Here is a 21,486-nt window from a genome sequence, read left to right on the forward strand (position 1 = left end):
GCCTTGCACGCGCGGAAACCCTTGCGGGAGCCCGTTGCGGCCAGCAGCCTGATACGTCGGATGAACCCTCTACCGCTTCCTTCCTTGGTGTGCCCCCGCGCATGGGCACGCCTTGCTCGAAGCGATGGGGCGTTGGCGTTCCTATAGAACCCGGCCCCATCGGTGTCAAACGGGGGGGGGCGGGCGGGCGGAGGGGAGGGTGGCATTCGTTTGCAGGCGGGGCGGTGGCTCCATTCGTCCCGTTCCCGCTCACGTTTGGGCGGAAAAGCGGCTCGTTCGGAAAACCGGGAAGGGGGCGGGGAGTTGAGGAGGCATGCAGATGACGAGCCCCTCATACGCGACCCATCGCAGCCGCAAGGCCGGGCCGCTCCTCGCGCTTATGGCGCTGGGTGTGGCCGGTCTTGCAGTGCCGCTCGCCGCGGCCCCTACCCGCGGCGAGCCGGTGCATGTGCCCAGCACGACATCTCCGGGAACGGCGGTGGACGGTGCTCTGGCCGCAGGCGATCTCCCCTCCGCTCGTGGCCGTGCGCTCTCCGTGGCCGACCCGCAACATGGCGAGCGCGCGCAGGACGCGCGACTTGGCACGTTGTCCCTTGCAGGCCTTGTGGGCTTGCTCGCCGCTTTTGCCGTCTCGGGTGCGGCCATTTTCCGGGCCCGGCGCCGCGACGGCGCCTCCCGGGAGCCAAAGCCCCGGTTGCCAAAGGAGCGTGCCCGTCCTGGAGCCTGAACAGATATAGCCGGACCGGTGATCGGGTCGTCCACCCCGTATACCCTCCCTGAGCCGATCAGAGCCCGGCAGTCCCCCGGCATCCCTCATCGCCGGACCGAGCCTTGGGGGCGACTCACACGCTGAGTCGCCCCCATTTTCGTGTGCGCGGCGCATGCGTGCGGAATTTGGAGGTCCAGGGCGGGCTCGATTTTCCGCAATTCAATCAGGCGTGTATCGTTTTTCGATATTATTGTTTGACGATATGGCGAATTGGGATTATTGAATATCGATATCAAGCATATCGGAGAACGGACAATGACCTTCCACGCCGACGAACCCGCCCCCCAAGTAGTAGCCCGGCCTGTCGCTGCGGCCCTGGCTGCCGTGCTCACGGCCCTGATCTGGCTGCCGACGCTGGCCGCGCCCCAGGTGGCCCACGCCGCCGAAGTCAGCGCCGTGACCCAGCCCGCGTCCACGCAAGTCCTCGTCGCCTACGCGCCCACTCCGGTGCTGATGTAAGCGCCGGCGCGAACGAGGAGGAATGACAATGAACCTTGCCACCCGTGCCGTTCGCGACCCGCTGTTGCTGGCCGCGAAGATCATTCTCTATGTCCTGCTCGCTGGCCTTGCACTCGGCGTGCTGGCCGCCTCGGCAGGCAGCGTTGGCCTGGTCTTCTTCACGCAGGAGATCGCGGCGGAGTTCGCATCCTCGCAGGCGACGTTCGACTTTACCGAGGTGCGCCTCGCGCTGATCGGGGTGCTGGTCCTGGTCGTGGTCCTTCTGGCGATGATCGCGGCGATGCTCTGGTTGCTCAAGCGGATCATCGACACGGTAGGCGAAGGCGATCCCTTCGTGCCGGTGAACGCGACGCGCATGACGATCATGGCCTGGCTTTCGCTGGCGATCCAGGTGGTTGCCCTGCCGCTCGCAGGCCTTGCAACCTGGATTCACAACGTCACCGAAGTGAACGAGGCGGAGACCGGCCTCAATTTCGACAGCGGCTTTGATGGCAACGGCATTTTGCTGATGCTGGTGCTGTTCATCCTGGCCCGCGTGTTCCGCAAGGGCGCCGAGATGCGCGAAGAACTCGAAGGGACCGTGTGATGGGCGAGGACGCGCAAACGGAAGGAGGCCGCATCGTGGTGAAGCTTGACGATATCCTGCATGCCCGTCGCATGACGCTGACTCAGCTTGCCGAGGCGATCGGCATTACCCTTGCCAACCTCTCGATCCTCAAGACCGGCAAGGCCAAGGCGATCCGCTTCTCGACTCTGGAGGCGATCTGCCGGGTGCTCGAATGCCAGCCCGGCGACCTCCTCGCCTATGCCGGTGAGGAAGCGGACGACTAGGCGGGCGGTTCTCCGCTTGCCTGATAGGCACGGCCCTTGGGGCGTGCGACTTTACGGGGCCCCTTCGGTCCGGCGTGCCTGTTCAGGCGGCCATATCGAAGAGGGCCCCGGCTCTTTTTCGGTGCAGCGCGGTATAGGCCTCGCTCACCAGCGAATGGCGGGCCTCGGCCCATTCACGGTGCCAGCGCTCCATCTGCAGGACATCGCGGGCGCTTTCGGAAAACTGGAAGCGCGGCGCGCGCTCGGCGGCCTTGGCCGAGCCGATGCGGGGGGCAGACGATGGCGCTCCCGCCTGGTCGATCCTCTCGAGGCGCGGCGTCGCATCGGCAAACCCGGCGCGGGCACGGGCCCGCACGAGAGCGGGAATCAGCGCAGTGGAGATCGGCAGTATTTCCATCGTTGGGGCCGGCTCGCAGAGAGAAGAAGGGCGGGAATGGTATCCGGCCCGTACTGCCATAGCCGAATCTAGCGCTTTCTTACCGCTCTCCTACGTAGATACTCATTAGGCGGACCGGGCGGCTTAGATGTTGACTTTTTCCGTCGCGCGGGGCAAAGGCGCCCTCGAACAGCGCAGATGATTCTGCGTTGCTCACCGTCCGAGACAGCTGCCGGGGGCTTCCCCCTTAATCTGCAGCCTAGGCGGGGAACAGGAAATTTCCACGGCCCTTCGCTCTTTCGAGCATGGTGTCCATCTCGCGCTCCGGCGTGAAAAACTCCTTCCCCATCGTACGGTCTTTGCCATGGCGCGTCAGTGTCATGGGCTCGTGCGTCGTGCACGGGCAAGCAAATGTAGCCGGCCGTGCGGCGCTCCTTCGGGAATGCCAAGCGGTCATATGTGAAGGAGTAAGGCATGGATCGTTCGCAGAAAGCCGATTCGGTCGCCCAGCTCAATGCGGTCTTCAACGAGGTCGGCGTGGTGGTTGTCACCCGTAACCTCGGCCTTTCGGTGGCGCAGTCCTCCGAACTGCGTTCGAAGATCCGCGAAGCGGGTGCGACCTACAAGGTTGCGAAGAACCGTCTTGCCAAGATCGCCATCGCGGACACCGACTACGTCGGTATCGGTGACTTCCTTGTCGGCCCGACGGCCATCGCCACCTCGGTGGACCCCGTCGCAGCTGCCAAGGCTGTCGTCGACTTCGCCAAGACGACCGACAAGATCGAGATCGTTGGCGGCGCGATGGGCTCGCAGGTTCTGGATGCTGATGGTGTCAAGGCGCTCGCCTCGATGCCCTCGCTCGACGAACTGCGCGCCAAGCTCATTGGTCTCGTCCAGGCTCCGGCCACGAAGATCGCCCAGCTCTCGACCGCTCCGGCGGCCAAGCTGGCCCGCGTCTTCAACGCCTACGCCGAGAAGGACGCTGCCTGAGCTTAGTCTCGGTAACACGTTTCGAAATAACGATTTATCCCGTCCGGCGGCCTAAGTCCCCGGCGGGACCACAGATCAGGAGTGAATACTATGGCCGATATCGCCAAGCTTGTTGAAGAACTGTCGCAGCTGACCGTCCTCGAGGCCGCTGACCTCGCCAAGGCTCTCGAAGAAGCATGGGGCGTTTCCGCCGCTGCTGCCGTTGCCGTTGCTGGCCCGGCTGCTGGTGGTGGCGAAGCCGCTGCTGCTGAAGAGCAGACCGAATTCGACGTGATCCTCACCGGCGACGGTGGCAAGAAGATCCAGGTCATCAAGGAAGTCCGCGCCATCACCGGTCTCGGCCTTGCTGAAGCCAAGGCTCTCGTCGAAGGCGCTCCGAAGCCCGTCAAGGAAGGCGCTTCGAAGGCTGAAGCCGAAGAGCTCAAGGCGAAGATCGAAGCAGCCGGCGGCACCGTCGAGCTCAAGTAATCTTCGTTTCTCCAGGTCTTCGGACCGGAGGCGAAAATTCGAAAGGGCGCTCCCGCGCGGGGGCGCCCTTTTTCGTGTGCGTGGCACCTCACAGGTGGCCACAAAAAAAGGGCCGCGCTCCCCTCGGAGGCGGCCCTTTTTTGTTTTTTGTGCAGCGCTGCGCCGCGTGGCTTACTTCAGCGTTTCGAGGTATTCGATGATTTCCTGGCGCTTGCCTGCATCGGGAACCATCTGCACCATCTTGGTGCCCGGGACCATCTTCATCGGGCCCTGGAGCCATTCGTCGAGCGCCTCGGGTGTCCACACGATCCCCGAATCCTTGAGTGCGGGGCTGAAGTTGTAGCCCTCGACCTCGCCCGCGGTGCTGCCGACGATGCCATGCAGGGTGGGGCCCACCCGGTTCTGGCCGGGCTCGACGGCATGACAGGTCTTGCAGATCTGGAAGGCGGCAGGGGCTGCGGAGGCCGCGGCAGGCGCAGCTGGTGCCGCTTCGGCCGCAGGCGCACTCTCAGCGGCTGTGTCGGCAGCGGGTGCCGTGCTGTCCTCCTGCGAGCCCGAGCCACCGCAGGCGGCAAGCAGGACGAGCGGGCTGGCGCAAATCAGGGACGTGAGCTTCATCGGGGGTCCTTTTCTCCTCAAACCGGGGCCGACCTAGGACGGGGAGGCACTGTGGGGCAAGGATATTGTATGCCTTGGCAACAGAAGAAAATTCCGAGGGCCATCGCCCTCGGGCTCCCCAAACTGTCCACCTCACCTTTCGCGCGCATCCCTGGCTTAGAATGCCGAGGTGGCCAAGTCTGGGGTCAAGGGGCGATGGCCCCTTGTATAACTCTTCTTCCTTTTTCGTGTGACCGTCCTGCTCCCAGACCTGTCGCACAACCGCACACGGATGCGTTTTTGCTTTCGCTTGCCGCGCGGCCCGCGTAGGGCCCCGATCCATCATGGCTCGCAGCATTGGCTCCCCCGATTTTCGCGCCGAACTCGGCAGGACCCTGGCTCTGGCCGGGCCTTTGGCGCTCGCCAATCTGTTGCAGATGGCGATCTTTGCCACCGACGTCATGTTCGTGGCGCGTCTGGGGCAGCAGGCGCTCGCCGCTTCCAGCCTTGCCGTCGCCATGATCGCGGTCCTGATGATGGGCGTGAACGGGCTCACCTCGGCCTGCGCCCCGCTTATCGCGGCGGAGCTCGGGCGTCGGGAGAACGCGGTGCGCGAGGTGCGCCGCACTACCCGCATGGCGCTGTGGCTGGCGGTGATCCTGGGGCTGGTGTGCATCGCGATCTGCCAGTTCGCCGAGGAATTTATGCTCGCGACGGGGCAGGACCCGGCGCTGGCCCGGCTTGGCGGCGATTTCCTGGCGCTACTCTCGGTGGGCATTCTGCCGATGGGCGTGGCCAATGTCCTGCGCACTTTCGTCTCCGCGCTCGGGCGGCCGTACTTTGCGACCGCGATCACCGCAGCCTCGATCCTCGTCAACATCGTGGGCGACTACGCGCTGGTATTCGGCCATTTCGGCATGCCGGCGCTGGGGCTGACCGGCGCCGCGCTTGCGAGCATCATCACCGCAAGCTTCACGGTCCTCGCCTACGCTGTCGCGATCCGGCGCAACCGCCGCTTGCGGCGCTTCCACATCTTCGGGCGCTGGTGGCGTTCGGAATGGCCGCGTCTGGGCCAGATGCTGACGCTGGGGCTGCCGATCTCGGGCACGCTCATTGCCGAGGGCGGCCTGTTCAGCGGAGCGGCCTTCCTCATGGGGCTTGTGGGTGAAGCGCAACTGGCCGGGCACACGGTTGCCTTGCAGATCGCCGCGATCGCCTTCCAGGTCCCCTTCGGCATCGGGCAGGCCGCAACCATCCGGGTGGGCTATCATTATGGCGCGGCCAACGTGGCCGGCGTCGCGGCGGCAGGCCGCGCGGCGCTGCTCGTCTGCCTGGTCTTCGCGGCGGTTACCTCGGGCATCATCCTTGTCTTCCCGCGCCTTGTCCTAAGCGCCTATGTCGATGTGAAGGATCCGGCCAACGCGATCATGGTCGGCTTTGCGCTGCGCTATCTGGTCGTGGCCGCCGCCTTCCAGTTCACCGACGCGCTTCAGGCGGTGGCTGCCGGGGCCTTGCGCGGCATCCAGGACACGCGCGTGCCCATGGGGATTGCGGTGGTGAGCTACTGGGCGGCCGGTTTCGCCGTCTCGGCAGCGCTCGGCCTGTTCACCCCGTTCGAGGGCGTGGGCATCTGGATCGGTCTTGCTGTGGGATTGAGCGTGGCGGCGGCTCTGCTCATGGCGCGCTGGCATTGGCGCGGGCGCTTCGGACTGCTAGGTGCCATCGCACGGTAACACAGGCGTGTTTCCATGATGCTGTAGCGAGCCGCGCCTCGTTACCGCCCGGGCGACGTTTCCGCCCCCTGAAAAAAATTGCCTCCCACCTGCTTGACGCCAACTGGGCCTGTGACCATATCCGGCCGCGTTGGCACTCTCTGCCTGAGAGTGCCAAAACCAGTTTTTGCCTGTTCATAGGACTTAAGGGAGACTCCCATGACTTTCCGTCCGCTGCACGACCGTGTTCTCGTGCGCCGCGTCGAGGCCGAAGAAAAGACGGCCGGTGGCATCATCATCCCCGACAGTGCCAAGGAAAAGCCCGCTGAAGGCGAAATCGTCTCGGTCGGCAAGGGCGCCGTCGTTGACGGCAAGCTCGTCGCCCCCGACGTCGCCGTCGGTGACCGCGTGCTCTTCGGCAAGTGGTCGGGCACCGAGGTCAAGGTCGACGGTGAAGACCTGCTCATCATGAAGGAAAGCGACATCCTCGGCGTCATCGGCTGAGCATCGCTTTCTTCTTCTACCTGATATCCTGAAAGGAATACCAAAATGGCAGCCAAGGACGTAAAGTTCTCGCGCGACGCCCGTGAGCGCATCCTCGCCGGTGTCGACACCCTCGCCAACGCCGTCAAGGTGACGCTGGGCCCCAAGGGCCGCAACGTCGTCATCGAGAAGAGCTTCGGCGCGCCCCGCATCACCAAGGACGGTGTTTCGGTCGCCAAGGAAATCGAACTCAAGGACAAGTTCGAGAACATGGGCGCCCAGATGATCCGCGAAGTGGCCTCGAAGGCCAACGACGCGGCCGGTGACGGCACCACCACCGCCACCGTTCTGGCCCAGGCCATCGTGCGCGAAGGCATGAAGTCGGTTGCAGCGGGCATGAACCCGATGGACCTCAAGCGCGGCATCGACCTCGCGGTCGGCAAGGTCGTCGAGAACCTCAAGGGTCGCTCGCGCGACGTCACCGGCCACGCGGAAGTCGCGCAGGTCGGCGTGATCTCGGCCAATGGCGACAAGGAAGTCGGCGAGAAGATCGCCGAAGCCATGGAAAAGGTCGGCAAGGAAGGCGTGATCACCGTGGAAGAGGCCAAGGGTCTCGACTTCGAACTCGATGTCGTTGAAGGCATGCAGTTCGACCGCGGCTACCTCTCGCCGTACTTCGTCACCAACCCCGAGAAGATGACGGTCGAGCTCGAGAACCCCTACATTCTCATCCACGAGAAGAAGCTCTCGAACCTGCAGTCGATCCTCCCGATCCTCGAAGCCGTTGTTCAGTCGGGCCGTCCGCTCCTGATCATCGCCGAGGACATCGAGGGTGAGGCGCTGGCCACGCTCGTCGTCAACAAGCTGCGCGGCGGCCTCAAGGTCGCAGCCGTCAAGGCTCCGGGCTTCGGCGATCGCCGCAAGGCCATGCTCGGCGACATCGCGACGCTGACCGCTGGCGAAATGGTCTCGGAAGACCTCGGCATCAAGCTCGAGAACGTCACGCTGCCGATGCTGGGCGAAGCCAAGACCGTCACGATCGACAAGGACAACACCACCATCGTCGATGGTGCGGGTTCGGCCGAAGAGATCAAGGCACGCGTCGAGCAGATCCGCTCGCAGATCGAGATCACCACCTCGGACTACGACCGTGAGAAGCTCCAGGAGCGCCTTGCAAAGCTGGCTGGCGGCGTTGCTGTCATCAAGGTCGGCGGTGCTTCGGAAGTCGAAGTGAAGGAGCGCAAGGACCGCGTCGACGACGCGCTGCACGCGACCCGCGCCGCCGTTGAAGAAGGCATCGTCCCCGGCGGCGGTACCGCGCTTCTCTACGCCACCAAGGCTCTCGAAGGCCTCAAGGGCGAGAACGACGACCAGACCCGCGGTGTCGACATCGTGCGTCAGTCGATCATGGCTCCGGCCCGTCAGATCGCGACCAACGCCGGTTTCGACGGCGCGGTTGTCACCGGCAACCTGCTGCGTGAAGACGACGAGACCCAGGGCTTCAACGCCGCCACCGACGTCTACGAGAACCTCGTGGCCGCTGGCGTCATCGACCCGACCAAGGTCGTTCGCACCGCGCTGCAGGACGCCGCTTCGGTTGCTGGCCTGCTGATCACCACCGAGGCCGCGATCTGCGACGCTCCGGAGGACAAGGCTGCTGGCGGCGGCATGCCCGACATGGGCGGCATGGGCGGCATGGGTGGCATGGGCGGCATGGGCGGCTTCTAAGCCGACCTGTCCCAGCCACGCGCTGAACATTGAATGGGCCGGGAGGAGCGATCCTCCCGGCCCTTTTCGTTGTGCTCCGGCTCGCGTCAGGTTAGAGAGTTCGAGCAGGCCTTCGGGAAGCACGACCTTTTCAAGGGGCCATCGCCCCTTGACCCCGGAATCGGCAACCTAGCCTCTCTCGGCCACCGCAGCGCGCGCATGGTGAGGCAGACATTGTGGGGAGCCCGAGGGCGATGGCCCTCGGATATCTTCTTCCTACTTCTCTTAACGGTCCTGCGGCGCCCAGCGGCTCCATGCGAATCGTGAGCCTGTGCGATTGAGGCGTGAAAGGGGTCGTTTACGACCACAAGGCGACACGAAACTTCACAAGCGCGCAATTGCTCGCACGCCCCATGCGCTTCGTCGAGCGCTCGTGGCGTTTGGTCGAACCTGTGTTAACCTGTCATCAGGTGGTTACGACTAGGATGGGTTTCGCATGATCAGGGCAGGCAAACTCCTTTCGCAGTGCCGCTTGGGCACGGGGCGACTTCTATCGTTCGCGGCGTTGGCCGTGGCCAGCGTGGTGCCTGTGGCGCCCGCGCACGCCGACAACGTCGGGACCGTCCAGACCTCATTTGATTCGCTCTTCGGCACCGAGATGCGCGGGCCGCCGGTCTACTCGACGATGTTCGAGCGCCAGCTGGCCGCCGCTGCTGAAGCCTCGAACGGGCGCATTGGGGTGGCCGCTGTGGATCTGCGCACGGGTCGCACGCTCGATGTGCTGGGCGACCAGCGCTTCCCGATGGCCAGCACCAGCAAGATCGCCATTGCCGCGACGTTCCTGGAAGGCGTGGACAAGGGCAAGTGGACGCTGACCAGCGAATTTCCGATGCTGATCCCGGTCTCGTCCAAGCCCTTCTCCTCGGCTGTCGCGCCGGTTCGCGAAGGCCAGTACCTGACTGCCGCCAAGCTGCTCGAACTCATGCTGACGCGCTCGAACAACTACGCGACCGACGGTTTGCTGCGCGTCGTGGGCGGACCCGATGCCGTCAATGCCTGGGTGCGCCGGGCGGGCATCGAGGATTGGCACCTCGATCGCGATATCGCGACGCTCGTGCGTGACGATGGTGCGCTGGACCCGGCCAACGTGATCGACAAGCGCGACAGCGCCACGCCCATGGCGATGGTGACGCTGCTGCGCGGGCTTTACGAAGGCCAGTGGTTGAGCAAGCGCAGCCGCGACACCCTGATCGCGATCATGGGCCGCTGCGTGACGGGCCGCCGCCGTATTCCCGCTGGCATTCCCGATGGTGCGATGATCCACCACAAGACCGGCTCGCTCCACAACACGTCGAGCGACGTGGGCATCGTCGAGACGCCCAATGGCGATGTTTTCGCCGTTGCCATCTACGTGACCGGGCAGGGCAGCCGCCCCAATCGCGAGGCCCGCATCGCGAGCATCGCGCGCACCGTCTACAATGGCTACCTGACCGAGGCTCGCGGCGCGCGCGCCGTCGCCTCGCGCTGATTTGCAGGCTTCTGGCCTCCTGCCCAGAATCAGATAGTCAAAAGAAAAGCAGCTCCGAAGGCCATCGCCCTCGGGCTCCCCACAATGTCTAGCTCACCTTTCAAGCGCTGCCGGGGCTGAGAGCCGTGCGGGCGCCGATTTTGGGGTCAAGGGGTGATGATCCCTTGGAAATCCATTTCCTTCCAGCACCTTCCGCTCTGACCTTTGCCGTTAAACGAAATCGGGCGCCCGGATCTCTCCGAACGCCCGTTTCGTAACTTGCCGAGTGGCAGCAGGGGCGGTGAGGCCCCTGTCCCGATCAGTTGGTGCTGGGATCGCCGTCGGTGTGGTCGGCCATCTCGTTGGCGGCGTCATTGGCCGCGGCTTCGGCGTCCGAAGCGGCATTGGCGGCTGCGTCTTCGACATCGTCACCGGCCTCGTCCATGGCTGCGCCCGCGTCGTTGGCAGCGTCTTCCATCGAATCGCCCATCGCGTCCATCTCTTCACCGGCCTGGTCGGCGTAGGAGCCCATGTCGTCGGCAGCCGACGAGGCCGCAGCTTCGGTGGCGTCTTCGGTCTGTTCCGAGCAGGCGGCCAGCGAAAGCGCGGCGACGGCAGTGGTGGTGGCAATAAGAATCTTGCGCATCTCTCAGTATTCCCTCTTTGTTACTTCCGGTATCCGGCACGCCGTTGCAGCGTGTTCCTAAGCCTTCATGAGACGACTTCGTCCGTTCGCTAGAAGTCACGGGCGCCCCGTTCAAGCACTCGACAACCAACATGTGCATAGAGCAAAGGTTCCCGCGACAAGGCGAAGGTTTTTGTCGGGGAGCCGCGTGAGGGGCGTTGATCGGAGGCTTTTGCACGGCCCAGCGCGCCTGCCTGCTGACCTTCGGGCAAAGCGCTGCTAGAGCCCTGTTCATGGAGCCAAAGCAGCATCTCTACCTCGTCGACGGTTCGGCCTACATCTTCCGCGCCTACCACCGTCTTCCTCCGCTCACGAACCCGGAAGGCACGCCCGTGGGCGCGGTCTACGGCTATACCACGATGCTGTGGAAGCTGGCCGAGGATCTCGACAAGGCCGAAGGGCCCACGCACATGGCGGTGATCCTCGATGCGGGCAGCAAGTCTTTCCGCAACGACATCTACGAGGACTACAAGGCCAACCGTCCGCCGCCGCCCGAGGATCTGGTGCCCCAGTTCCCGCTGATCCGCGATGCCACGCGCGCCTTCTCGCTGCCGTGCATCGAGGAGCAGGGCTATGAGGCGGACGACCTCATCGCCTCCTACGCGCGCGCTGCCGCGCGTGAGGGCTGGGACGTCACCATCGTTTCCTCGGACAAGGACCTCATGCAGCTGGTCGGCACCTGCGCCGAAGGTGGCGGCAAGGTCGACATGCTCGACACGATGAAGAACCTGCGCATCGACATTCCCGAGGTGGAGGAGAAGTTCGGCGTCACCCCTGACAAGGTGGGCGACGTGCTCGCGCTCATGGGCGATGCGGTCGACAACGTGCCGGGGGTCTTCGGCGTCGGCCCCAAGACCGCGACCAAGCTCATTCAGGAGCATGGCGATCTGGAAAGCGTGCTGGCCGCCGCGCCCGACATGAAGAAGTCCAAGCTCAAGGAGCGGTTGATCGAGCAGGCCGAGCAGGCCCGCCTCAGCCGTGTTCTTGTCGCGCTCAAGGAAGACTGCGCGCTGCCGATGGCGCTAGACGAGGTGAAGCTCAATACCATCCCGCCTGAGCCGCTGGCCGAGTTCCTAGGTAAGCACGGCTTCACCAGCCTCCTCAAGCGTCTCGAGACCGGGAACGGCAGCCCCTCCAAGGCGACCGATCTCAACCCGGCCAAGGCGCAGAATGCGGGCGCAGGTCCGGCCGAGGGCGCGGCGCGCCAGTCTCTGCCCGAGATGCCTGCGGTGGACTACGCGGCCTACGAATGCGTGCAGACGCAAGAGGCGCTCGAAGCCTGGGTGAAGAAGGCGCAGGCCGCGCATATCCTGGCCGTCGATACCGAGACCTCGGCGCTGGAGGCGATGCAGGCTGACCTTGTCGGCGTGAGCCTGGCCATCGGTCCCAACGAAGCCTGCTACATCCCGCTCGGCCACGGTGGCAGCGACATGTTCGCCGAGAAGCCGCCGCAGGTGGACATGGACACGGCCATCGCGCTCCTGAAGCCCCTGCTGGAGGACGATGCGGTCCTCAAGATCGGCCAGAACATCAAGTACGACATTAACGTGCTCGCCCGCTATGGGATCATGGTCGCGCCCATCGATGACACCATGATCGAGAGCTTCTGCCTTGATGCCGGGCGCGGCACCGATGGTGTGGGCGGCGGCCATGGCATGGACGAGCTTTCGCAGCGCCACCTTGGCCACAAGCCGATGGCCTTCAAGGACGTGTGCGGCACGGGCAAGAAGGCGATCCCCTTCGGCGAGGTTCCGCTCGACAAGGCGACCCACTACGCCGCCGAGGACGCGGACGTCACCTGGCGTCTTCACAGCCTCCTGAAGCCGCGCCTTTCCGAGGAAGGCGGCACGCGCATCTACGAGAAGGTGGATCGTCCGCTGATTCCGGTAGTGGCGCAGATGGAGCGCCACGGCATCAAGGTCGACCGCGAGAAGCTGGCCGGGCTCTCGGCCCAGTTCGCCGAGACCATCGGCGCGCTGGAAAAGGATATCCACGAGGCCGCGGGACAGGAATTCACCATCGGCAGCCCCAAGCAGCTGGGCGACATCCTGTTCGACAAGCTGGGCTACAAGGGCGGCAAGAAGGGCAAGTCGGGCCAGTATTCGACCGACCAGTCGGTGCTCGAACGTCTCGCCGAAGAGGGCGCCGAAGTTGCGACCAAGGTGCTGGAATGGCGCCAGCTTTCCAAGCTGCGCTCAACCTATACCGAGGCGCTGCAAGCCGCGATCAACCCCAAGACGGGCCGTGTCCACACCAGCTACAGCCTCGTCGGGGCACAGACGGGCCGTCTGTCCTCGACCGATCCCAACCTGCAGAACATTCCGATCCGCACCGAGATCGGCCGCCAGATCCGCGATTGCTTCGTGGCGGAGGAGGGCAATGTCCTGCTCGCGGCCGACTACTCGCAGATCGAACTGCGCCTTGCCGCGCACATGGCCGACGTCCCCAGCCTGAAGGAAGCCTTCGAGAAGGGCGAGGACATCCACGCGCGCACCGCGACCGAGCTGTTCGGCGAAGTGACCCGCGAGACGCGCGGGCGGGCCAAGACGATCAACTTCGCGATCCTCTACGGCATCTCGCGCTGGGGTCTTGCCGGGCGTCTGGGCACCGATGCGGATGAGGCGCAGGCCATGATCGACCGCTACTTCGAGCGCTTCCCGGGCATCCAGAAGTACATCGTCTCGACGCTGGAGGGCGTGCGGGAGCGCGGATATTCGGAAACGCTCTTCGCCCGCAAGACCTGGTTCCCGCGCATCAATTCCAAGAACGGGAACGAGCGTCAGGGCTCCGAGCGCGCTGCGATTAACGCGCCGATCCAGGGCACCTGTGCCGACATCATCAAGCGCGCCATGGCGCGTATGACCCCGGCATTGGAAGACGCGGGCCTTGGCCATGTGCGCATGCTGCTGCAGGTGCACGACGAACTCGTCTTCGAACTGCCCGAAGGCGACGTAGAGGCGGCGTCCAAGGTCATCGAGAAGGTCATGGCCGAAGCCGCTGGCCCGGCCGTGGTACTGACTGTGCCGCTGGGCGTGGAGATCGGCTCGGGCCCAAGCTGGGGCGCGGCACACTAAGCCGGAAAAAAGAGAGAATCCGAGGGCCATCGCCCTCGGGCTCCCCGAACCAGGCGACCTCACCTTTCTCGCGCCGTGGTGGCGAAGAATGGTGAGGTCGCCCGGTTTGGGGTCAAGGGGCAATGGCCCCTTGAATCGTCTTACTTCGCCAGTTCCGCTTCGATCGCGGCAACCAGCGTGGGATCCTTGGGCTCGACGCCCGGCGCGAAGCGGTCCACGACCTTGCCGTCCTTGGAGACGAGGAACTTCTCGAAGTTCCACAGCACGTCCGGGTCCTCGGTGGGTGTACGGCCAAAGCCGCGCAGGCGGTCGCGGAATTCCTCGGCCGGGCCCTGCTTGGTCGGATGCGCCTGCGTCAGCTCCTTGTAGAGCGGCTGCATGTCAGGGCCGGTGACGTCGGCCTTGGCGAAGAGCGGGAAGGAGACGCCGTAGTTCAGCTTGCAGAACTCGGCGATTTCCTCGTGGCTGCCCGGTTCCTGCGCGCCGAAGTCGTTGGCGGGGAAGCCCAGGATCTCCAGGCCCTTGTCCTTGTACTGCTGGAACAGCTCTTCCAGGCCCTCGTACTGCGGAGTGAGGCCGCACTTGGAGGCGACGTTCACGACGAGCAGCACCTTGCCGTCATGGGCGCCCAGGGTGTCCGGCGTGCCGTCGATCCGGGTCAGGGGAATAGTGGCGATATCGGTCATGTTCGGGCAACTCCGGTTTGTGCGTCACGCTTGTTAAAGCTCTGTCCCGATGTAGCGACGCACTCCGGGGCCGCAAGGCACAGGCACTGTCACGTTCGCCACGCGGCATTGGTCCTGCCCCTGCCGTGCTCTAGAATTCCACGATGGCGCGCAGGCCGCCAACAGGCCGGGCGACCTCGCCGCGCTGCTTGTCGACGCCCAGGCCCACCTGCACGCCGAAATTGCCGACCACGTCCATGTGGTACTGCGGCATGATCAGGAAGCCGCCGTCTCCGCCCGACTTGTAGTTGATCTCCAGCCCCGCGGTCTGCGCGTCGTTGACCTTGTAGAAGGTGGTGTGGTTGACCAGGAGGCCCGCTTCGCTCTCGGACTGGCCCACGCGTACATCCCCCACGCCAACCATGGTCATCGTGCTCCAGCGCGCGTCGTGCTGGCGTCCAAGCAGGTAGAGAAGCGCATGCGAGGCGGCCTTGTCCTCGCGGTGGTAGATGCCAAGGTACTGGACCCCGTGGACGATCCGGCCCCCGTCGAAAGTGCCGAAGGTGCCCTGAATGCCCACCTTGAGTTCGGTCAGGGTCATGTTCTCGAAGGGCAACTCGAACTCGATCGCGAGATTGTCGATGATCGCGTATTCGATCTCGGGTGCCCATTCGACGACTTTGTCCTGACCCGAAAGCGGCGAGGTCGCGAGCGTGTTGACCTCCAGCTCACCCGCCCGCGCGCCCAGCCCGCGCACGAGGTCGAAGACCATGGGCTCGGGAACGTCGGGATAGTGGCGATCTTCCTGAGCCGACGCATGTGCGGGCGACAGGGCAAGAACCGAAACCGGAATTGCCGTCGCCCGCAACACTTGAGAAATAAGGGAGATGATCCCCTCCTGAAACGCCTGAAGACGTGTCAGCTCATAGGCGCACTTCGTAATTGGCCGTTGTCTTCTCGGCAACTTCTTGTGCCGTGACGCCTGGCGCGAGTTCCACCAGCTGGAACGGGCTGTCGTGGTCCGGGCGCTGGAACACGGCAAGGTCGGTGACGATCATGTCGACCACGTTCTTGCCGGTCAGCGGCAGGGTGCATTCGGGGATGAACTTGGAATCGCCCGATTTCGCGCAGTGCTCCATGACGACGATGATCTTCTGCACGCCTGCGACGAGATCCATCGCGCCGCCCATGCCCTTGATCATCTTGCCCGGGATCATCCAGTTGGCGATGTCGCCGTTCTCGGCCACTTCCATCGCGCCCAGAACGGCAAGGTTGATGTGCCCGCCGCGGATCATGCCAAAGCTCGTCGAGCTGTCGAAATAGGCCGTCTGCGGCAATTCGCTGACGGTCTGCTTGCCCGCGTTGATGAGGTCGGGATCTTCCTCACCGGCATAGGGGAAGGGGCCGATGCCCAGCATTCCGTTTTCCGACTGCAGCGTCACCGTCATGCCCTCGGGCACGTAGTTGGCGACGAGCGTGGGAATGCCGATCCCGAGGTTCACGTAGAAGCCGTCTTCCAGTTCCTTGGCCGCGCGCGCGGCCATCTCGTTACGGTTCCAGGGCATTTACGCGGCCTCCCTTTCGCGGGTCGTCACAAATTCGATCTTCTTGTCGTAGGGCGCGCCGAGCACGAGGCGCTGCACGTAGACGCCGGGCAGGTGGATGTGGTCGGGATCGAGCGAGCCGGTCGGGACGATCTCTTCCACTTCGACAACGCAGACCTTGCCGCAAGTAGCCGCGGGCACGTTGAAGTTGCGCGCGGTCTTGCGGAAGATCACGTTGCCGCTTTCGTCCGCCTTCCAGGCCTTGACCACGGCGAGATCGGCAAAGATGCCTTCCTCCAGGATGTATTCCTGCCCGCCGAATTCCTTGACTTCCTTGCCCTCGGCGACCTGCGTGCCGACGCCGGTCTTGGTGTAGAAGCCGGGGATCCCTGCGCCGCCGGCGCGCATGCGCTCGGCCAAGGTACCCTGGGGGCAGAACTCGACTTCCAGTTCGCCCGAGAGGAACTGGCGTTCGAACTCCTTGTTCTCGCCCACGTAGGACGAGATCATCTTCTTGACCTGCTTGGTGCGCAGCAGCTTGCCGATGCCTTCGTTGTCGATGCCCGCGTTGTTTGACGCGAAGGTGAGGTCCTTCACGCCCGCATCGCGAATGGCGTCGAGCAGGCGCTCGGGGATGCCGCAAAGGCCGAAGCCGCCACTGGCGATCAGCATGCCGTCCGACAGCAGGCCATCAAGCGCGGCCTCCGCGCTGGGGTAGAGCTTTTTCATGGATTTCCTTCTCCAACTTCCGCGCGGGAGCCTACCGCGCCCTTCGCATCACAAATAGCGATTAATTTTTATGGATTATGATATGCATTGGTTATGAAACGGATCGCGCTCTTTCACCTCGAAACGCTGATGTGGATCGATCGGCTGGGCACGTTCGCCGCGGCCGCCCAGCGTCTCAACACCACTCAGCCCGCGATCTCGGCGCGTGTGCGCGAGATCGAGGAGCAACTGGGCCTCTCGCTGTTCCAACGCGAGGGACGCCGGATGGTTCTCACCACGCGTGGCCGGCGCCTGATTCAGCAGTGCGAGCCCTTGTGCCACGATCTGGAAAAGGCTCTCCTCGAAGCCAGCGATTTTGCAGGGGCGGCCGGGGCGGTCCGGATCGGATCGGGCGAGATCGCGGCGGCGAGCTGCCTGCCCGCCTGGGTCCAGGCGATCGAGCGCGAACGCCCGGGCGTCACCATGGAGATCGAGCTCGACCTGACCGCCCGGCTCATGCAGCAGCTCCTGGGCGGCACGCGCGACATCGTGTTCCTGGCCGGGCCCGTTGCCAGCCCTGCTATCCGCACCGCTCCGATCGGCTCGGTGGCGCTGGTCTGGGCCGCGAGCCCGGACGTGGCGCGCGCCGGGGCGCAGACGCCGGACCTGCCGATCTGGTCGCTGCCTGACCACTCGCCCCTGCACCGCGTGACCCTGGCCACGCTCGAGGCGGCCGGGCGCACCCGTCCCACGCTCCACACCTGCAACAATGTGCGCATGCTGATCGAGATCGTCGCGCAGGGGAGGGGGGCGGCGGTTCTGCCCGAGACGATGATCCGCAGCCAGCTAGCCCGCGGAGAACTGGCCGAGTTCCTGCCGCGCCCGGAACATGTCGTCCACTTCGAGGCGGCCGTGCGCGCGCAGGAGCGCGATCCCGTCATCCTCGACCTGTTTGCGCGTGCGGCCTCGCTGCGGATCGAGCCGGGCGCAGAAGGACGGCGTCCGGAAAGCGCGCGGACTTGAACAGTTTCGCAATCGAACCTTGATTATCAAGACGATGTTTGATCTTCGTCATGGTGAAGAGGAAACCTTGCCCTAGACTGGGCGGGCCAACGGGAGACCAGACTATGCGCTCGATACTCGTCAATGCGGATCGCAAGCCGGGCAATGATGCCCGCATCGAAACCGCCCTTAACCTCGCCCGCAAGACGGGCGGCCATGTCACTGCGCTCGTCGACACCCCGGTCGCGCGCTATATCGCGATGGACCCGATGGGGGGCAGCTACGTGATCTCCGAGGCGCTCGACAAGGCGCGGGCCGAGGACGATGCTTCGGCGAGCGAGATCGAGACCAAGCTTTCGCGCAACGATGTCTCCTTCGATGTCCTGCGCAGCGAGGACGATCCGGTCAGCGCGCTGGGCAGCATTGCGCGCCTGTCGGACGTGACGATCCTTTCGCGTTCGGGCGGCCTGGCGGGTGAACTGGCGCTGGTGTCGGGGACCCCGGTCCTTGTCCTTGCCGACGACAAGCCGCTCGAATTCCCGATCCGTCGGGCCTGCATCGCCTGGGACGGTGGTGAACAGGCGGCCGCTGCGCTGCGGGCCTCGGTACCGCTTCTGGGGGACTGCCAGATGGTGAAGGTCGTGACGGTGGCCGAGAAGTCGGGAGGTTTTCCCGCTACCGACGCGCTGCGCTACCTCTCGCGCCACGGCATCCACGCCGAGCTCGAAGAGCACGAGCGTCGCGGGTCGACCGAGGAAACGCTGGCCGTCGCGGTCAACCAGGCCCACGCCGAGCTGCTTGTCATGGGCGCCTACGGCAAGAGCCGCTTCCGTGAGTTCCTCTTCGGCGGGGTGACTGCCTACTTCCTCGACGAGGAAACCGCGCCGGCTCTGCTCCTGGCCCACTGAGCTTACGTCCGTTTCAACGCGGACCTGAAACTCGGACCAAGCGGCGCCATCCCGTGGGGGATCGGCGCCGTTTTTGGTGCTGACCTACCTATGGCATCTGCGCGATTCTCGCTCCCACAAATGGTAGCGTTAGCACGACTGGATTGGTCATTTGTCATGGAAGCTCAATAATTTCCGCAGTGCAGCATAGCTCGTCCGGTGTGAGCATTTTGAGACATTCGGCGAGTTGTGAGTGAAGCAATATCATGAAGGTTGATTCAGGAATTGGAATGGCGGATTTGCGTCCGGACATACCGCTAATTGCATCTGTTCATTGCGCGTATCGCAATTAACCTTGCTCCCTATGCATCGTGAGCGCGCTATTTCGCACTTGCACAACACCCCGATTCGGGTCATAAGGAACGTGCCTTTCAGGCATCCTCTCCCAAAACTTCCACGACCCGGTCGGCAACGTCCGGGTCTTTTTTTGTCTGCTTAACACGCGTGCTTTCGGGGCGATCAACCGGAGCTGTTGCTGGCCAACGGTTTGAAATCGCGTGGGCCCGTTCCTAATTCCTATCCGTGAAACACGTGAGGTCGCGTGCCTTGGCCGAAGTACAGGCGAGGCGCGCGGACCGTTCTTGGAAAGGACAGACATGGTCGACGCCGAATCAAGGGTCGAGGATCGCACGGTGCGGCTGCAGGTTGCGGCCGGACGTCAGGAAGAAAGCGGCCAGGGGATTGCCCGGCTCAGCCGCGAAGCGCTGTCCGCCATCGGAGCCATGGAGGGCGACGTTCTCGAAGTGACCGGAAAGTCGGTCACCGTCGCGCGCGCCGTGCTGGCCTTCCCGGAGGACGAAGGGCTCTCCGTCATACGTCTTGATGGCCTCCAGCGCGGCAACGCCGAAGTTGGCTCGGGCGATCATGTCACGGTGCGCAAGGCCGAATCGCGCCCCGCCCAGCGTGTCGTCTTCGCGCCCGCGCAGAAGGACATGCGCCTGCAGGGCCCCTCCATCGCGCTCAAGCGCAACTTCTTCCAACGCCCGATGGTGCAGGGCGATCTTGTCGCCACTGCGGGGCAGCAGCAGGTGGCGGACATTCCCCCGCAGCTGCGGCGTATGTTCAACGCGCCCGCCTATTCGCTGACCCAGATCCGTCTCAACGTCGTCTCGACCACCCCGCGCGGGATCGTCCACATCGACGAGAACACCGAGGTCGAGCTGCGCGAAACCTTCGAGGAAGCGCACGAGCCGCGCGGCGATGTCAATTACGACGATGTCGGCGGGATGGAGGACACCATCCGCCAGCTGCGCGAGATGGTCGAACTGCCGTTGCGTTACCCCGAGCTCTTCACCCGTCTCGGTGTCGCCCCGCCCAAGGGCGTGCTGCTGCACGGACCTCCAGGGACCGGCAAGACCCGTCTTGCCCAGGCGGTCGCCAACGAAAGCGAGGCCAACTTCTTCTCGATCAATGGCCCAGAGATCATGGGATCGGGTTATGGCGACAGCGAAAAGGCGCTGCGCGAGGTCTTCGAGGAGGCCACCAAGGCCGCGCCCGCGATCGTCTTCATCGACGAGATCGACTCGATCGCCCCCAAGCGCGACCAGGTCCACGGCGAGGCGGAGAAGCGCCTTGTCGCGCAGCTGCTTACGCTCATGGATGGCCTCAACAGCCGCGCCCATGTGGTCGTGATCGCGGCGACCAACCGCCCCGATGCCATCGATGAGGCGCTGCGCCGTCCCGGCCGCTTCGACCGTGAGATCGTGATCGGCGTGCCCGATGAACGGGGGCGCCGCGAAATCCTCACCATCCACACCCGCGGTATGCCGCTGGGCAAGGAAGTGAGCCTCAAGGAACTGGCGCGCACCACGCACGGCTTTGTCGGCGCCGATCTCGCCGCGCTCACCCGCGAAGCCGCGATCGAGGCGGTGCGCCGGATCATGCCGAAGCTGGACCTGGAAGCCCGCGCCATTCCGCCTGAAGTGCTCGAAAACCTGTCGGTCGAGCGTGACGACTTCATTGCGGCGCTCAAACGCGTGCAGCCTTCGGCCATGCGCGAGGTCATGGTGCAGGTCCCCAACATCGGCTGGGACGACATCGGTGGGCTCGACGCTGCGCAGACGCGCCTCAAGGAAGGGATCGAGCTGCCGCTCAAGAACCCGGCCGCCTTCCACAAGCTGGGTATCCGCTCGGCCAAGGGGTTCCTGCTCTATGGCCCTCCGGGCACGGGCAAGACGCTGCTGGCCAAGGCGGTGGCCAAGGAGGCCGAGGCCAACTTCATCTCGATCAAGTCCTCCGACCTGCTCTCCAAGTGGTACGGTGAGAGCGAGCAACAGATCGCCCGCCTCTTTGCCCGCGCGCGTCAGGTGGCCCCGTGCGTCATCTTCATCGACGAGATCGACAGCCTCGTGCCGGCGCGCGGCATGGGCGGCGGGCTTGGCGAGCCGCAGGTAACCGCGCGTGTGGTCAATACGATCCTTGCCGAAATGGACGGCATGGAGGAACTGCAGTCGGTGGTCCTGGTGGGGGCTACCAACCGCCCTGGCCTTGTCGACCCGGCGCTGCTGCGCCCCGGCCGCTTCGACGAGCTGGTCTACGTCGGCACGCCCGATACAGCAGGCCGCGCGCATATCCTGGGCATCCACACCGAGGCCATGCCATTGGCCGAGGACGTGTCGCTCGACGCCATTGCCGAGCGGACCGAGCGCTACACTGGCGCGGACCTGGAGGATGTGGTGCGCCGCGCAGGCCTCCTCGCCATTCGGCGCGAAGGCGCCCAGGTCGACAAGGTCACCATGGCCGATTTCGAGAACGCCCTTGAAGACAGCCGCGCCTCGGTCTCGGCCGAGATGGAGGAGGAGTATGCCAAGATGCAGAGCGAGCTGAAGAAGCGCGCGATGGAGGTGGCGCCGCTCGGCTTCATTGCGCCGGGCATGGTCGAGTCTACGCGGGAATTGAAGCACGGGTAGAAAAGGGCTTTGCCGAGGGCCATCGCCCTCGGGCTCCCCGAACTGTCGACCTC

21 protein-coding genes are annotated in these 21,486 nt (G+C 64.6%); 14 read left to right on the forward strand and 7 right to left on the reverse strand.

Annotated features, from left to right (window positions below; all coding sequences use genetic code 11):
- Positions 1 to 319 precede the first annotated feature (319 nt).
- From LC060_RS01685 to LC060_RS01700, 4 genes are all read left to right on the forward strand, one after another.
- Positions 320 to 727: a hypothetical protein gene (locus tag LC060_RS01685; protein WP_226632151.1), complete on the forward strand. Its 408-nt coding sequence runs from the start codon at positions 320 to 322 to the stop codon at positions 725 to 727.
- Between the two features lie 261 nt (positions 728 to 988).
- Positions 989 to 1,228 (forward strand): hypothetical protein, encoded by a 240-nt coding sequence (locus LC060_RS01690; protein ID WP_226632152.1) that lies wholly within the window; start codon positions 989 to 991, stop codon positions 1,226 to 1,228.
- A 28-nt stretch (positions 1,229 to 1,256) separates the two neighbouring features.
- Complete coding sequence (locus LC060_RS01695) at positions 1,257 to 1,814, forward strand: DUF2975 domain-containing protein (protein WP_226632154.1); 558 nt, start codon at positions 1,257 to 1,259, stop codon at positions 1,812 to 1,814.
- On the forward strand, positions 1,814 to 2,059 hold the full coding sequence (locus LC060_RS01700; protein ID WP_039389259.1) for a helix-turn-helix domain-containing protein: 246 nt from the start codon (positions 1,814 to 1,816) through the stop codon (positions 2,057 to 2,059). The genes LC060_RS01695 and LC060_RS01700 overlap by 1 nt, the downstream gene beginning before the upstream one ends.
- An 82-nt stretch (positions 2,060 to 2,141) precedes the next feature.
- On the opposite strand, the gene LC060_RS01705 is transcribed toward LC060_RS01700, so the two are convergent.
- Positions 2,142 to 2,456 carry a hypothetical protein gene (locus tag LC060_RS01705; protein WP_226632156.1) on the reverse strand — a complete coding sequence of 105 codons (315 nt, stop codon included), beginning with the start codon at positions 2,454 to 2,456 and terminating at the stop codon, positions 2,142 to 2,144.
- A 453-nt stretch (positions 2,457 to 2,909) separates the two neighbouring features.
- On the opposite strand from LC060_RS01705, the gene rplJ reads away from it, so the two are divergent.
- Positions 2,910 to 3,425, forward strand: coding sequence for a 50S ribosomal protein L10 (gene rplJ / locus LC060_RS01710; protein WP_226632158.1), 516 nt, complete (start codon positions 2,910 to 2,912; stop codon positions 3,423 to 3,425).
- Between the two features lie 90 nt (positions 3,426 to 3,515).
- The gene (gene rplL, locus LC060_RS01715) at positions 3,516 to 3,893 is read left to right on the forward strand and encodes a 50S ribosomal protein L7/L12 (protein ID WP_148627451.1); all 378 of its coding nucleotides are present in this window, start codon (positions 3,516 to 3,518) and stop codon (positions 3,891 to 3,893) included.
- Between the two features lie 171 nt (positions 3,894 to 4,064).
- Here the strand turns inward: rplL and LC060_RS01720 are convergent, their stop codons facing one another.
- On the reverse strand, positions 4,065 to 4,511 hold the full coding sequence (locus LC060_RS01720; RefSeq protein ID WP_226632160.1) for a c-type cytochrome: 447 nt from the start codon (positions 4,509 to 4,511) through the stop codon (positions 4,065 to 4,067).
- Between the two features lie 323 nt (positions 4,512 to 4,834).
- Here LC060_RS01720 and LC060_RS01725 point away from each other — a divergent pair, with 323 nt between their 5' ends.
- The 4 genes from LC060_RS01725 to LC060_RS01740 all read left to right on the forward strand — a co-directional run bounded on the left by LC060_RS01725 (position 4,835) and on the right by LC060_RS01740 (position 9,920).
- A complete protein-coding gene (locus LC060_RS01725; protein ID WP_226632161.1) occupies positions 4,835 to 6,223 on the forward strand; it encodes an MATE family efflux transporter in 1,389 nt (462 codons plus the stop codon).
- A 198-nt stretch (positions 6,224 to 6,421) separates the two neighbouring features.
- Positions 6,422 to 6,706, forward strand: a complete 285-nt coding sequence (locus tag LC060_RS01730; RefSeq protein WP_039389248.1) for a co-chaperone GroES — start codon at positions 6,422 to 6,424, stop codon at positions 6,704 to 6,706.
- Positions 6,707 to 6,751: 45 nt separating this feature from the next.
- Positions 6,752 to 8,413, forward strand: coding sequence for a chaperonin GroEL (groL, locus tag LC060_RS01735; protein ID WP_226632163.1), 1,662 nt, complete (start codon positions 6,752 to 6,754; stop codon positions 8,411 to 8,413).
- 475 nt (positions 8,414 to 8,888) lie between these two features.
- The gene (locus LC060_RS01740; RefSeq protein WP_226632165.1) at positions 8,889 to 9,920 is read left to right on the forward strand and encodes a serine hydrolase; all 1,032 of its coding nucleotides are present in this window, start codon (positions 8,889 to 8,891) and stop codon (positions 9,918 to 9,920) included.
- 298 nt (positions 9,921 to 10,218) lie between these two features.
- Here the strand turns inward: LC060_RS01740 and LC060_RS01745 are convergent, their stop codons facing one another.
- A complete protein-coding gene (locus LC060_RS01745) occupies positions 10,219 to 10,545 on the reverse strand; it encodes a hypothetical protein (RefSeq protein ID WP_226632166.1) in 327 nt (108 codons plus the stop codon).
- Between the two features lie 272 nt (positions 10,546 to 10,817).
- Between LC060_RS01745 and polA the strand changes: the two genes are divergently transcribed.
- Positions 10,818 to 13,658 carry a DNA polymerase I gene (gene polA / locus LC060_RS01750; protein WP_226632167.1) on the forward strand — a complete coding sequence of 947 codons (2,841 nt, stop codon included), beginning with the start codon at positions 10,818 to 10,820 and terminating at the stop codon, positions 13,656 to 13,658.
- A gap of 140 nt (positions 13,659 to 13,798) precedes the next feature.
- On the opposite strand, the gene LC060_RS01755 is transcribed toward polA, so the two are convergent.
- From LC060_RS01755 to LC060_RS01770, 4 genes are all read right to left on the reverse strand, one after another.
- On the reverse strand, positions 13,799 to 14,344 hold the full coding sequence (locus LC060_RS01755; protein ID WP_226632168.1) for a glutathione peroxidase: 546 nt from the start codon (positions 14,342 to 14,344) through the stop codon (positions 13,799 to 13,801).
- Between the two features lie 130 nt (positions 14,345 to 14,474).
- On the reverse strand, positions 14,475 to 15,191 hold the full coding sequence (locus LC060_RS01760) for a hypothetical protein (RefSeq protein WP_226632169.1): 717 nt from the start codon (positions 15,189 to 15,191) through the stop codon (positions 14,475 to 14,477).
- A 55-nt stretch (positions 15,192 to 15,246) separates the two neighbouring features.
- On the reverse strand, positions 15,247 to 15,888 hold the full coding sequence (locus LC060_RS01765; RefSeq protein WP_226632170.1) for a CoA transferase subunit B: 642 nt from the start codon (positions 15,886 to 15,888) through the stop codon (positions 15,247 to 15,249).
- Positions 15,889 to 16,596: a CoA transferase subunit A gene (locus LC060_RS01770; RefSeq protein WP_226632171.1), complete on the reverse strand. Its 708-nt coding sequence runs from the start codon at positions 16,594 to 16,596 to the stop codon at positions 15,889 to 15,891.
- A gap of 93 nt (positions 16,597 to 16,689) precedes the next feature.
- Between LC060_RS01770 and LC060_RS01775 the strand changes: the two genes are divergently transcribed.
- The 3 genes from LC060_RS01775 (at position 16,690) to LC060_RS01785 (ending at position 21,433) form a co-directional block, all read left to right on the forward strand.
- Positions 16,690 to 17,598, forward strand: a complete 909-nt coding sequence (locus LC060_RS01775; RefSeq protein ID WP_226632172.1) for a LysR family transcriptional regulator — start codon at positions 16,690 to 16,692, stop codon at positions 17,596 to 17,598.
- A gap of 104 nt (positions 17,599 to 17,702) precedes the next feature.
- The gene (locus LC060_RS01780; RefSeq protein WP_226632174.1) at positions 17,703 to 18,485 is read left to right on the forward strand and encodes a universal stress protein; all 783 of its coding nucleotides are present in this window, start codon (positions 17,703 to 17,705) and stop codon (positions 18,483 to 18,485) included.
- 635 nt (positions 18,486 to 19,120) lie between these two features.
- Entirely contained in the window at positions 19,121 to 21,433 is a 2,313-nt protein-coding gene (locus LC060_RS01785) for a CDC48 family AAA ATPase (RefSeq protein ID WP_226632176.1), read from the forward strand.
- The last annotated feature ends 53 nt before the right edge of the window (positions 21,434 to 21,486 follow it).

It is taken from the genome of Novosphingobium profundi, assembly GCF_020524485.1.
GTDB classification, from domain to species: domain Bacteria; phylum Pseudomonadota; class Alphaproteobacteria; order Sphingomonadales; family Sphingomonadaceae; genus Novosphingobium; species Novosphingobium profundi_A.

Coding starts and splice junctions, on each gene's coding strand:
- LC060_RS01685 (WP_226632151.1), top strand. CDS start 320: ATGACGAGCCCCTCATACGCGACCCATCGCAGCCGCAAGGCCGGGCCG.
- LC060_RS01695 (WP_226632154.1), top strand. CDS start 1,257: ATGAACCTTGCCACCCGTGCCGTTCGCGACCCGCTGTTGCTGGCCGCG.
- LC060_RS01700 (WP_039389259.1), top strand. CDS start 1,814: ATGGGCGAGGACGCGCAAACGGAAGGAGGCCGCATCGTGGTGAAGCTT.
- LC060_RS01705 (WP_226632156.1), bottom strand. CDS start 2,456: ATGGAAATACTGCCGATCTCCACTGCGCTGATTCCCGCTCTCGTGCGG.
- rplJ (WP_226632158.1), top strand. CDS start 2,910: ATGGATCGTTCGCAGAAAGCCGATTCGGTCGCCCAGCTCAATGCGGTC.
- rplL (WP_148627451.1), top strand. CDS start 3,516: ATGGCCGATATCGCCAAGCTTGTTGAAGAACTGTCGCAGCTGACCGTC.
- LC060_RS01720 (WP_226632160.1), bottom strand. CDS start 4,511: ATGAAGCTCACGTCCCTGATTTGCGCCAGCCCGCTCGTCCTGCTTGCC.
- LC060_RS01725 (WP_226632161.1), top strand. CDS start 4,835: ATGGCTCGCAGCATTGGCTCCCCCGATTTTCGCGCCGAACTCGGCAGG.
- LC060_RS01730 (WP_039389248.1), top strand. CDS start 6,422: ATGACTTTCCGTCCGCTGCACGACCGTGTTCTCGTGCGCCGCGTCGAG.
- groL (WP_226632163.1), top strand. CDS start 6,752: ATGGCAGCCAAGGACGTAAAGTTCTCGCGCGACGCCCGTGAGCGCATC.
- LC060_RS01740 (WP_226632165.1), top strand. CDS start 8,889: ATGATCAGGGCAGGCAAACTCCTTTCGCAGTGCCGCTTGGGCACGGGG.
- LC060_RS01745 (WP_226632166.1), bottom strand. CDS start 10,545: ATGCGCAAGATTCTTATTGCCACCACCACTGCCGTCGCCGCGCTTTCG.
- polA (WP_226632167.1), top strand. CDS start 10,818: ATGGAGCCAAAGCAGCATCTCTACCTCGTCGACGGTTCGGCCTACATC.
- LC060_RS01755 (WP_226632168.1), bottom strand. CDS start 14,344: ATGACCGATATCGCCACTATTCCCCTGACCCGGATCGACGGCACGCCG.
- LC060_RS01765 (WP_226632170.1), bottom strand. CDS start 15,888: ATGCCCTGGAACCGTAACGAGATGGCCGCGCGCGCGGCCAAGGAACTG.
- LC060_RS01770 (WP_226632171.1), bottom strand. CDS start 16,596: ATGAAAAAGCTCTACCCCAGCGCGGAGGCCGCGCTTGATGGCCTGCTG.
- LC060_RS01775 (WP_226632172.1), top strand. CDS start 16,690: ATGAAACGGATCGCGCTCTTTCACCTCGAAACGCTGATGTGGATCGAT.
- LC060_RS01780 (WP_226632174.1), top strand. CDS start 17,703: ATGCGCTCGATACTCGTCAATGCGGATCGCAAGCCGGGCAATGATGCC.
- LC060_RS01785 (WP_226632176.1), top strand. CDS start 19,121: ATGGTCGACGCCGAATCAAGGGTCGAGGATCGCACGGTGCGGCTGCAG.